Genomic DNA, 9564 nt, shown 5'->3' on the forward strand with positions numbered 1-9564 from the left:
ACCTCGAAGCTGTGCCCGCCAAGGGCCTCGCACCAGCGGCCATCTATATAGGCAAGGGATTTGATCAAGGAGAGAGCAGGTTGTGATGCTGACATGAGAGGCCTCGAGTGTGGGTCAGGGTGGTCACGTCATCCCGTGTTGCCACCGTATAGAATAATAAGCACGTAACGACCATAAATTGAGCTGAAATGTTTTTCAAGTGTTAAATATATTTGAGTGAATGGGGCTGCACATGCTAAAAATGGAGCCGTCAGGGCGATTTTACCGGTTTTTGTGGTGTCGGGTGTGCAAAATAATGAACGGTGCGTGCTGTGCAGGATAACGAACAGACCAGACCGATTGACCCGTTATTTTAACCGGATGCGCCCATCGAACAGATCGGCCGTACACACGTTTGCAGGCACACAAGGAGGTGGGCGATGCAGCAACCACAAGGAGAGGCAAGGTGGCAGACCATGAGGGATAACCCGCTGATGGGCAAGAGTATGGGGGAGCGCCTCGCCGCCACCCGCCGTCATCTCGGGCTCTCCCAACGGCGAGTCGCCGAGCTGAGCGGGCTGACTCATGGCGCCATCTGCATGATAGAGCAAGACAAGGTGAGCCCGTCGGTGGCCTCGCTTCAAAAGCTGCTTAACGTCTATGAGCTGCCGTTGTCACGCTTCTTCGCCGAGGAGGAGGGACGCACGCCGAGCGTGGTGATCAAGGCCGAGCAGCTGATCGAGCTGGGCAGTCAGGGGGTGTCCATGAAGCTGGTGCACAACGGTAACAACCGTCGCCAGCTCGGCTTTATGCTGGAGACCTATGCCCCCGGCACCGATACCGGTGGTCAGGTCAAGCATCTGGGGGAGGAGGTCGGAACCGTGCTGGAAGGCGCTGTGACCCTGACGGTGGCAGGCCTGGCCTATCAGCTCAGTGCCGGGGATAGCTACGTGATCGACACGGGCGAGCCCCACAGTTTCAGCAATCCGTCGGGGCAGGTCTGCCGCATCGTCAGCGCCCATACCCCGGCTAACTTTTAGCGTTGAGACTATGTCTCGTTTGGGAAAAGAACCGGTAAGGAAACAGGATCATGACCGAGCATGTAAACAGTTACTACGCAGCCAGTGCCAATCCACACGCCCCCTATCCGACACTGACCGAGCAGCTTGAGTGTGATGTCTGCGTCATAGGCGCGGGCTACACCGGCCTCTCCAGCGCGCTGCATCTGGTGGAAAAGGGCTATTCGGTGGTGGTGCTGGAGGCGGCCCGGGTGGGCTTTGGTGCCAGCGGTCGCAACGGTGGCCAGATAGTCAACTCCTACAGCCGCGACATCGACACCATAGAAGCGAACTGCCCGCCGGATCAGGCCAGGCTGCTCGGCTCCATGTTGTTTGAAGGGGGCCAGATCATCCGCGAGCGCATCAAGCGCTACAACATCCAGTGCGACCTGCAGGAGGGTGGGGTCTTTGCCGCCGAGACGGAGCGTCAGCTGCATGATCTCAGGGCCCAGCAGGCTCGTTGGCAGAAGTGGGGCAACGATAAACTGGAGCTGCTAGACAGGGACTGGATCCGCGAGGTGGTAGCAAGCGATCGCTACGTCGGCGGCCTGCTCGACAAGAGCGGCGGCCATATCCACCCCCTCAACCTGGCGCTGGGGGAGGCGGAAGCCATCCGTATGCTGGGGGGCAGGATCTTCGAACAATCCGCCGTCACCAGCATTACCCCGGGCCAGCCCGCTCTGGTCAAGACCGCCAAGGGGGCGGTGAAGGCGCGCTTCGTGGTGGTGGCCGGCAATGCCTATCTCGGTAATCTGGTGCCCGAGCTGGCCAGCAAGAGCATGCCTTGCGGCACTCAGGTGATCGCCACCGAGGTGCTGGGGGAGGAGCGGGCCCGCTCCCTCTTGCCACAAAACTACTGCCTGGAAGATTGCAACTACCTGCTCGACTACTACCGCACCTCTGGCGATCACCGGCTGATCTACGGCGGCGGTGTTGTCTATGGCGCGCGGGATCCGGCGGATATCGAGCGGCTGATCATCCCCAAGATGCTCAAAACCTTCCCGCAGCTGGCGGACGTCAAGGTGGAGTACACCTGGACCGGCAACTTCCTGTTGACCCTGTCGCGCCTGCCGCAGTTTGGCCGCATTGGCCCCAACATCTACTACATGCAGGGTTACAGCGGCCACGGCGTGACTTGTACCCATCTGGCGGGCAAGTTGCTCTCCGAGGTGCTGAGCGGCCAGGCGGAGCGCTTCGATGCCTTCGCCAAGCTGCCGCACTACCCCTTCCCCGGCGGCCGCTTGTTCCGCATTCCTTTCACCGCCGCTGGCGCCGCCTGGTACACCTTGCGCGACCGCTTGGGGGTGTAAGCGCCACCTATTGTGCCGCAAGTTAGTGGTATGGGCAGACGCCAAAAACGACAAGGCCACCGAACGGTGGCCTTGGTTTTTTAACCCTGTTGGCGACAGGTGCCTGACATCCTGGTCAGTGCTTAGAGATAAAAGGCCTCAACGGTGCCTTTCAGGGTGATCAGAATGGGCTGACCGCGACGATCCAGCGCCTTGGGGGAGGGGATTTTTACCCAGCCTTCGCTGATGCAATATTCTTCGACGTTGGTGCGCTCTTTGCCATTGAGTCGAATACCAATCTGGTGTTCGAAACAGGCTGCGACATGGTGCGGACTGCGGGGGTTGCCTGCAAGGCGATCCGGCAGTGCCGGCTTGGTGTTGGTATCGCTCATCAATATGACCTGACATGGATAAAAAGTGCGTCATTGTAGAGAATGCAGTCATGGCATTCAAGGTGGCCATAACGAGTGCAACACCCCCTCTTCCATGCTGGATGCAGGAGTGATGCAGCATATTCATGGACCATGAGGCCGCCATCTTCTGTCACCGCCAAGTCGCAGGCATGCTGGCTTTTGGCTGCTGTTTCATGCTTGCGATCATGCTCAACTGTGTATCACCTGAGCTGTGCTGCGCTTTGTTTTCTGAAGGCACTGGGTGTCACGCCAGCGATGCGAGAAAACTCGCGATTAAAGTTGGATTTAGTCTGAAAGCCTGCATTCATCAATATGTGGGTAATGGTCTCATCTGTGTTGAGCAGTGCCTGTTTCGCATGCTCGATGCGATATTCATTGACCACTCTGGAAATGCTCTTCTGGTGTACCTGATTGACCGCCATCGAGATTTGCTTGGCGGGAATACCCAGCTTGCGTGACAGTGCTGCCAGGGTCAGATCAGGATCAAGATAGCTGGCTTTTTCTCGCATCAATTTATCCAGCCTTGCTACGATCTCGTCGGCGCGATCCTGTGTCAATAATGATTCCGAACTTGGCGCCTTGGGAAGCTCCGATATTTCCGGCTGGGCAATATCTTCGACAGTGGGGGTATTGATGCTCACTATGATGACGGCAATGGCCAGCACGGGCAGCAGCACCAGGTGAGCGAGCGTCAAAATATAAAGGGAATATTTTCCCTGATTAACCGCAAAATCGAGGGAGATAGCCGCATCAATGAGGGCAGAAAATAACAGCATCCAGCCGGCCACCTGCTCTGCCCTTTTCACGCTTTCCCAATGGCTGAATGAGACATGGATAAGGAGCGGCTCTTTGGCGGAGTAGCGAACCAGTGCGATACCATAGAATAGATAAATGGCCGTAATTATCTCATCCAGTGGCAAGGCGAGAAAGGGGTGAGTGAAGAGACTGACCGCCACCAATATCGGTCCCGCAACATGGAGATAAGCGAGCCTGTTGGGGCTTGCATGGGTAAAAATGAGCCAGGCGGCCACCGGGATCAGTGAGGCAAGTAATGGCTGGGCCATGCTGAAAAGTGCCATATCGACTGTCCAGCGCAGCCCAACCAGCCCGGTGGTAGCCGCACAGAGTGCCAAAAACAGGCAAGCCGATTTTGCTTGGCCGGCCAATCGCACATACAGGGTCACCGCCAGCAAGAGCAGCAGCAAAGAGACAACAAAGGGTACGGGAATTGCGAGCATAACCGATCCGGATCCCAGTCATGGTGGTGAAAATATAACGTCACGCCAGCATAACGATTTACAGCCATGTAAAGAAGAAGGTCACGGACAAAGACAGGTTTTAGCTCGTCCTCAAACCGGTTTCAGGACGTCTCTCGCTGCGTTAGCCACCAAGATGGGTGACCCAATAAGGTTGGAGATATCCCGAATGTTTCATTGTTATTTACTTGCGTGGCGCCGCTGCCTTGATTTTCCGGTCACTCCTCCAGAAAGGAGTTTTGGATGTTTATGCTGGTACATCTGCTGGTTACCCTGATGTGTATCGCATTGGATGTGGGCATCAACGGTATGAGCGGCTTGGATGTAGGTTATAGCGTGGTGAGTACCCTCCCCATGGTCGCTATCATGGTCCGCCGGCTGCACGATATTGATCGCTCTGGATGGTGGGGATGGATCTTTTTTGTCCCTGGCGTGGGCCCCTTTGTGTTGATCTATTTGCTTGCCCGGCAAGGTTGTTCAGGTATTCCCCCCATGAGGAAGGCATCATGAAACATCTCCTTTTGTTGTTCATGCTGATATGCCCGGTCGTCTTCGCCGAGGCCGCCAATATCCACCATTTTCCCGAGGGAGCACAGGGGATATTGTCGTTAGAACGTCTGACTCAGGGGAAATTGTTGTGGCTGCAGGGCCGGGTTGGTGAGGGGAGCTATACCCGTGTTGATAGCGAAGGGCGTCACTGTACGATCAAGGTGCCGGTGGTCGTGGGTCGTGTGGCAAATACCGGGCTGGGGATAGAGGCTGTGGGGGGGCTTTCCATTATCGTGATGAATAAAGGGTTAAGCGATGCCCTAATCAAGGGGGAGCGTATTAATAGCAACGAATGGCAGTTTGCTGCGCTGGCAGAGCGTCGCGGCGCAGATGGCTACATAGTAAAAGGCATCGAAGCAGACGAAGGATTCGTGCTCAATTCAAAACGGCGCTGGATTTCCTGGCTATTGGATGAGAAGCCCATGCTGCATTGCCAGTAACCGCGCATTGAACAACACCGCCTGTGGGCGGTGTTTTACTCGGGCCTTATTGGGCCAGGGATTTCAGTTGCTGTTTGTCTGGCGGGTTATTCCAATCGATGGGGCCGTGGGTGAAACGGTACTGCAGGCGGGGCAGGCTGCTCTCCAGCCACTCTTCCCGAAAAAAGGCATGGCCCTGATCCCAGTCAGGATCGTTCGCCCAGCCGGTTTGCAGGAAGTAGAGCCGGGTGCCTTGACCCTCCGGCACGAACCTCAGGCTGACCTGGGTCTTTTGCTGGCGAATGTGGGGCAGGGAGGGCGGAAAATTCCAGCTGAAGCTGAGCAGGTTGTGGGGCATGACGGCCATCACCCGACAGCCTTCGCTGCCACGCTCACCCAGTGGTGCATCGGGTCTGAAATAGATCTCGAACGGACCATTCGGTTCGGGCACCATCAAACATTCCGGCGCCAGGAAGCTGCGCAGGCCGCTTTCGGTTGTCCAGGCGCGCCAAACATCGTCGATATGGGCCGGAACAAAGATGTTACCTTCTATCTGCTTGTTATCCATAAATCAGCGAGCCTCAAGTCATCCATACATGGGACTCGGGCAGTATAGCCTCGCGGGCGATAAAATGAACAGCTGTGTGTCACACCCGTGCCATCCTGCAGCTGTCATGCTGGCCTGGCAATTTGACATGATGTGGCGATCCATCGACAGTGGTGCCAAGTGATCATAGTGACGAGGAAGGTTTGATGATCAGAGTCATTCGAGGGACAGACACTCCCTATTTGGCGCAGTTGTTTCTGAAGGGGCGGCGTCAGACTTTTCACTGGGTCGATCCTTCCCACTTTCGGCTGGAGGATTTCGACGAGCAGACCCGGGGTGAGCAGATATGGGTGGCCGAACAGGGTGGTACTCCCTGCGGGTTTGTCTCCATCTGGGGGGATGAGAGCTTCGTGCATCATCTCTATGTGTCTGCCGACTGGCACGGTCAGGGGGTGGGACGAGCCCTGCTTGCCCAGGGATTGGCGGCGTTCCAGAAACCGGCCTCGCTCAAGGTGGCGACCCATAATACTGCTGCCCTGGCCTTCTATCATCGCCTTGGCTGGCAGAACACGGAGGAGACTGGGCACTGCGATATCACAGGCCCCAGGCGCCGACTGTGCCTCGAATAGTACTCATTAGCGTCAAGTAAATAGAAGGATGACAAACGTCAGGGGCCATGGGCCCCTGACGATAATATATAGTGTCAATCGTTTACCTTGAGTCTCATGTAGGTGGTCTGGGTTTTAACAGCCATGGCCAATTGTCAAAATAGCTGACACGTGAGATGAGAAATATACCGGGGCGGTCCATGCCTATTTACCTGACCGGTATGGGGGAGTGGTGTCGAGCGTGATCAGCTGGCCTTGCGCAATGACCGATGAGTGAATACAGTTGCTCACATATTCAGCCAATAGTTTTTGTGAAGAAAGTGACAGCAACTATAAAATCATTATGTTGTTATCAGACAGGCATGCTATTCTCAAACTGTGTTATCCTTGTGACAAACAAAAAATAATTCTGTGAGGAAGTAATGAACGAGTTTCTGAAAGTTCTGCTGAACATTCGCAGCCTGCGTGCTGCCATCCGTGAATTGCCGTTTGAACAGCTGCAAGAAGCGAAAGAAAAGTTTGAGCTGGTATATAACGAGCGTGCCGAGTCCGTTGAACAGGAGCGTGCTGAGCAGGAAGAGCGTCAGCGCAAGCTGAGCGAGTTTACTGAAATGCTGCAGCAAGCCGGTATCGACCCGCGTGAGCTGATTAACAGCGCAGCAGCACCTGCTGCCGCTGCTGGCGCGACCAAGAGCAAGCGTGCTCCGCGTCCTGCCAAGTACAAGTACCAGGAAGATGGCCAGGATAAGACCTGGACTGGTCAGGGCCGTATGCCGAAAGCCATTGCAGAGCAAGTTGCGCTGGGCAAGGATCTGAATGATTTCCTGATCTGATCCATTGGATCTGTCCTGAATGATGCCGCCCGCGAGGCGGCATTATTATTTGTGCTCACCGACACTCTCTCCTGTCAATTCCCGACTCATTTTGTTCTGCCCCTTTTGTCGTCGTGTGATGCATCATCTCAGTCCGTACATTTGTCTCCTTTATTGGTCGATTAATTGCGATCCGTCCGCATCTGGGTGGTCAGGTTGCGCTCGATTTTATTGCAGACCGCTTGTCGACCACTTGCGAGAGACAATCTGCCGGACTCATATAGCCTGGTACATATTCCTCTCTGCCATTCCTCAGAAAATTAGGGGGCATTAAGCTGTCCGCAAACAAGCTTCGCTTCTTTTTTACTCATTGGCGTTGTTGGCGCCATTAAACGACCTGCTTTTCAGTTTTACCTGACGCAGCATTAAGCGGAGGTCGGGATACAGGTTGTTTACCATGGCAGGGGATATTTGCTCTATCCCTGCGGATCCGTATATCCATGATTTTCAACCTGAATGGGTCACCCGGGTCGTGCTGGCGTGGCGAGGAGGGCGGTATGACAGGGGGGGAAAGAGAGGGGCAGTCAGGCTCCCGCAGGGGGAGCCTTCCCGGGTTCAACTGGCCAGCAGGGCATTCCAGATCGCCTTGCTAGGCTGTGCATTGTTGGCGCTGTGCTGACGGCGGGCCTCGACGGCATCGGCTAGCATGGCGAGCAGGGTCTGGGTATCGTTCCAGCACAGGCAGGCGTCGGTTACCGACTGGCCGTAGGCGAGCTCGTTCAATGGCGCGGGCTTCTGGCTGCCCCCTTGCAGGAAGCTCTCGACCATGACGGCAGCAATGGCGTCGCTGCCTTCTCCCAGTTGACGGCAGAGTTCCCCCGCTACCCGGATCTGGTTTTTGTGCAGCTTCTGGCTGTTGCCGTGGCTGCAATCCACCATCAGGCGATGGCTGAGTCCCTGCCGCATCAGCCGCTCGGCGGCATCCTCTACGTCGCTCTGGTGGTAATTGGGGCGGGTGCCGCCACGCAATATGATGTGGCCGGCCGGATTGCCCTCGCTCTTGATCACCACAATGCCGCCCTGACTGCCCGGTGCGGTGAACAGGTGGGAGGCTTCACTGGCCTGGATGGCATCGATAGCGACCCGGATATTGCCGTCCGTGCCGTTCTTGAAGCCGACGGGGCAGGGCAGGGCCGAGGCCAGCTGCCGGTGCACCTGGGACTCAGTGGTACGGGCACCTATCGCCCCCCAGCTGATGAGGTCGGCCAGATAGAGGAAGCTGGTGGTATCGAGAAACTCGGTAGCGGTGGCCAGCCCCAGCCGGTTGATGTCGAGCAGCAGTTGGCGTGCCAGCCGCAGGCCATGGCCTATATCGTTGCTGCCATCCAGATGGGGATCGAATACCAGCCCCTTCCAGCCGACCGTGGTGCGGGGCTTCTCGAAGTAGGTGCGCATCACTATCTGCAACCTGTCTTGATAGACGTCGGCAAGCCGCGCCAGCCGCTGGGCGTAATCGAGGGCGGCGAGCGGATCATGAATGGAGCAGGGACCTATCACCACCAGCAGGCGATCATCCTCTCCCGTCAGGATCTGGCGAACCTGCTGGCGATGGTGCGCGATCTGCGCTGTGGTTGGGGCGGGACAGGGATGAAGTGCCAACAGATCGGCAGGAGTGGGGAGAGCCTCTACCGCGAAGGCGCGCATTACCGAGTTCAAAACTGCCATCTGGATTACCTTGCTGTGCTAACGGGAGTGAATGACGTGCGCACCACACCGACCCCTGAGGTCATGGCGAGGGAGCTGCAATGGGGCATCATCACTGCTGTTTTGTTGAGAGTAATTATCATTATCTTGTTGTCTGCATCAAATGCAAGCACAACCGAGCGGATCACCAGAATGGGGGGAGAGGGGGAAAACCGGAGGCATGCAGATAGCCATCAAGCCCATGACCGGCAGGCCATGAGCTTGATAATAGGAGGGAAAATGCGGGGGGATCAGCTGTCCATCACGTCGTGACGGTCATGGTGATAGGCCTCTTCATCCTTGCCTTGACGCCAGTAGGGCACGGCGTAGACGCGCGTGCGATCCACCTCCAGGGTACGCCTGACGTGACGTCGCAAGGGCACCACCAGTCCCTCTTCGCCGCCAAACCAGAAGTAGCTCACCTGCTCGTGCATCGGCAGGGCGGTGAAATACGCCACCAGCGGCTCTGTCTGTTCGGGGGGGCCGATAAACCAGCGCAGGCTGACGCCAGTCGGCAGCGGCAGATCCTGCACATCTTCCTGATAGGGCACCAGCAGGGCGATATGACCCTGAGCGTCGGCGGGCATCACCTCCGCCATGGCGCTGATGGCAGGCAGGGAGGTCAGATCCCCCGCCATGTAGTAGTGCCGGGCGGGTTGCAGCATGGGCGCCGGGCCGCCCGGGCCCGAGATGGCCAGCAGATCGCCGGGTTGGGCCTCAAGGGCAAAGCGGCTGGCGGGGCCGGCCTCGCCGTGCAATGCGAAGTCGATGTCCAGCTCCTGCTCCTCGCGGCGAAAGGCCCGTATGGTGAAGGTGCGGATGATGGGGCGCTGGCTCGGGTCTTTCCAGCGCGGCCCTTGCGGGGTGGGCGTGGGCAGCACGGCATGGGCC

Annotated in this window: 11 protein-coding genes; 6 read left to right on the forward strand and 5 right to left on the reverse strand. The window is 57.1% G+C overall.

All coding sequences use genetic code 11. From position 1 onward, the window contains the following. Positions 1-419: 419 nt before the first annotated feature. On the forward strand, positions 420-1019 hold the full coding sequence (gene puuR / locus AAC083_RS02650; RefSeq protein ID WP_108537956.1) for an HTH-type transcriptional regulator PuuR: 600 nt from the start codon (positions 420-422) through the stop codon (positions 1017-1019). Positions 1020-1069: 50 nt separating this feature from the next. Further along, positions 1070-2347, forward strand: coding sequence for an NAD(P)/FAD-dependent oxidoreductase (locus AAC083_RS02655; protein WP_108537957.1), 1278 nt, complete (start codon positions 1070-1072; stop codon positions 2345-2347). Between the two features lie 122 nt (positions 2348-2469). Here the strand turns inward: AAC083_RS02655 and AAC083_RS02660 are convergent, their stop codons facing one another. Together AAC083_RS02660 and AAC083_RS02665 are read right to left on the reverse strand one after the other, a co-directional pair. After that, the gene (locus AAC083_RS02660; protein ID WP_042034019.1) at positions 2470-2718 is read right to left on the reverse strand and encodes a DUF3297 family protein; all 249 of its coding nucleotides are present in this window, start codon (positions 2716-2718) and stop codon (positions 2470-2472) included. 221 nt (positions 2719-2939) lie between these two features. Beyond that, on the reverse strand, positions 2940-3977 hold the full coding sequence (locus AAC083_RS02665) for a helix-turn-helix domain-containing protein (RefSeq protein ID WP_108537958.1): 1038 nt from the start codon (positions 3975-3977) through the stop codon (positions 2940-2942). Positions 3978-4238: 261 nt separating this feature from the next. Between AAC083_RS02665 and AAC083_RS02670 the strand changes: the two genes are divergently transcribed. Together AAC083_RS02670 and AAC083_RS02675 are read left to right on the forward strand one after the other, a co-directional pair. Then, positions 4239-4505: a DUF805 domain-containing protein gene (locus AAC083_RS02670; RefSeq protein ID WP_181364889.1), complete on the forward strand. Its 267-nt coding sequence runs from the start codon at positions 4239-4241 to the stop codon at positions 4503-4505. Then, a complete protein-coding gene (locus AAC083_RS02675; protein WP_108537959.1) occupies positions 4502-4984 on the forward strand; it encodes a hypothetical protein in 483 nt (160 codons plus the stop codon). The genes AAC083_RS02670 and AAC083_RS02675 overlap by 4 nt, the downstream gene beginning before the upstream one ends. 46 nt (positions 4985-5030) lie before the next feature. On the opposite strand, the gene AAC083_RS02680 is transcribed toward AAC083_RS02675, so the two are convergent. Continuing rightward, the gene (locus tag AAC083_RS02680; RefSeq protein WP_108537960.1) at positions 5031-5531 is read right to left on the reverse strand and encodes an SRPBCC family protein; all 501 of its coding nucleotides are present in this window, start codon (positions 5529-5531) and stop codon (positions 5031-5033) included. Positions 5532-5716: 185 nt separating this feature from the next. Here AAC083_RS02680 and AAC083_RS02685 point away from each other — a divergent pair, with 185 nt between their 5' ends. Both AAC083_RS02685 and AAC083_RS02690 read left to right on the forward strand, forming a co-directional pair. Further along, positions 5717-6139 (forward strand): GNAT family N-acetyltransferase, encoded by a 423-nt coding sequence (locus AAC083_RS02685; RefSeq protein ID WP_108537961.1) that lies wholly within the window; start codon positions 5717-5719, stop codon positions 6137-6139. Positions 6140-6540: 401 nt separating this feature from the next. Continuing rightward, entirely contained in the window at positions 6541-6951 is a 411-nt protein-coding gene (locus AAC083_RS02690) for an H-NS family histone-like protein (RefSeq protein WP_042034014.1), read from the forward strand. 594 nt (positions 6952-7545) lie between these two features. Here the strand turns inward: AAC083_RS02690 and AAC083_RS02695 are convergent. Continuing rightward, positions 7546-8655, reverse strand: a complete 1110-nt coding sequence (locus AAC083_RS02695; RefSeq protein WP_108537962.1) for a 3-deoxy-7-phosphoheptulonate synthase — start codon at positions 8653-8655, stop codon at positions 7546-7548. 269 nt (positions 8656-8924) lie between these two features. Then, positions 8925-9564 (reverse strand): siderophore-interacting protein (locus AAC083_RS02700; RefSeq protein WP_108537964.1); only part of this gene is annotated, 640 nt, incomplete at its 5' end.

It is taken from the genome of Aeromonas sp. HMWF014 (assembly GCF_963878295.1).
Lineage (GTDB): Bacteria > Pseudomonadota > Gammaproteobacteria > Enterobacterales > Aeromonadaceae > Aeromonas > Aeromonas popoffii.

What these genes read in the sequence shown, in the direction of transcription:
- AAC083_RS02675 (WP_108537959.1), top strand. Translation starts at nt 4,502, where the DNA reads ATGAAACATCTCCTTTTGTTGTTCATGCTGATATGCCCGGTCGTCTTC.
- AAC083_RS02670 (WP_181364889.1), top strand. Translation starts at nt 4,239, where the DNA reads ATGTTTATGCTGGTACATCTGCTGGTTACCCTGATGTGTATCGCATTG.
- AAC083_RS02690 (WP_042034014.1), top strand. Translation starts at nt 6,541, where the DNA reads ATGAACGAGTTTCTGAAAGTTCTGCTGAACATTCGCAGCCTGCGTGCT.
- AAC083_RS02685 (WP_108537961.1), top strand. Translation starts at nt 5,717, where the DNA reads ATGATCAGAGTCATTCGAGGGACAGACACTCCCTATTTGGCGCAGTTG.
- AAC083_RS02655 (WP_108537957.1), top strand. Translation starts at nt 1,070, where the DNA reads ATGACCGAGCATGTAAACAGTTACTACGCAGCCAGTGCCAATCCACAC.
- AAC083_RS02660 (WP_042034019.1), bottom strand. Translation starts at nt 2,718, where the DNA reads ATGAGCGATACCAACACCAAGCCGGCACTGCCGGATCGCCTTGCAGGC.
- AAC083_RS02665 (WP_108537958.1), bottom strand. Translation starts at nt 3,977, where the DNA reads ATGCTCGCAATTCCCGTACCCTTTGTTGTCTCTTTGCTGCTGCTCTTG.
- AAC083_RS02680 (WP_108537960.1), bottom strand. Translation starts at nt 5,531, where the DNA reads ATGGATAACAAGCAGATAGAAGGTAACATCTTTGTTCCGGCCCATATC.
- puuR (WP_108537956.1), top strand. Translation starts at nt 420, where the DNA reads ATGCAGCAACCACAAGGAGAGGCAAGGTGGCAGACCATGAGGGATAAC.
- AAC083_RS02695 (WP_108537962.1), bottom strand. Translation starts at nt 8,655, where the DNA reads ATGGCAGTTTTGAACTCGGTAATGCGCGCCTTCGCGGTAGAGGCTCTC.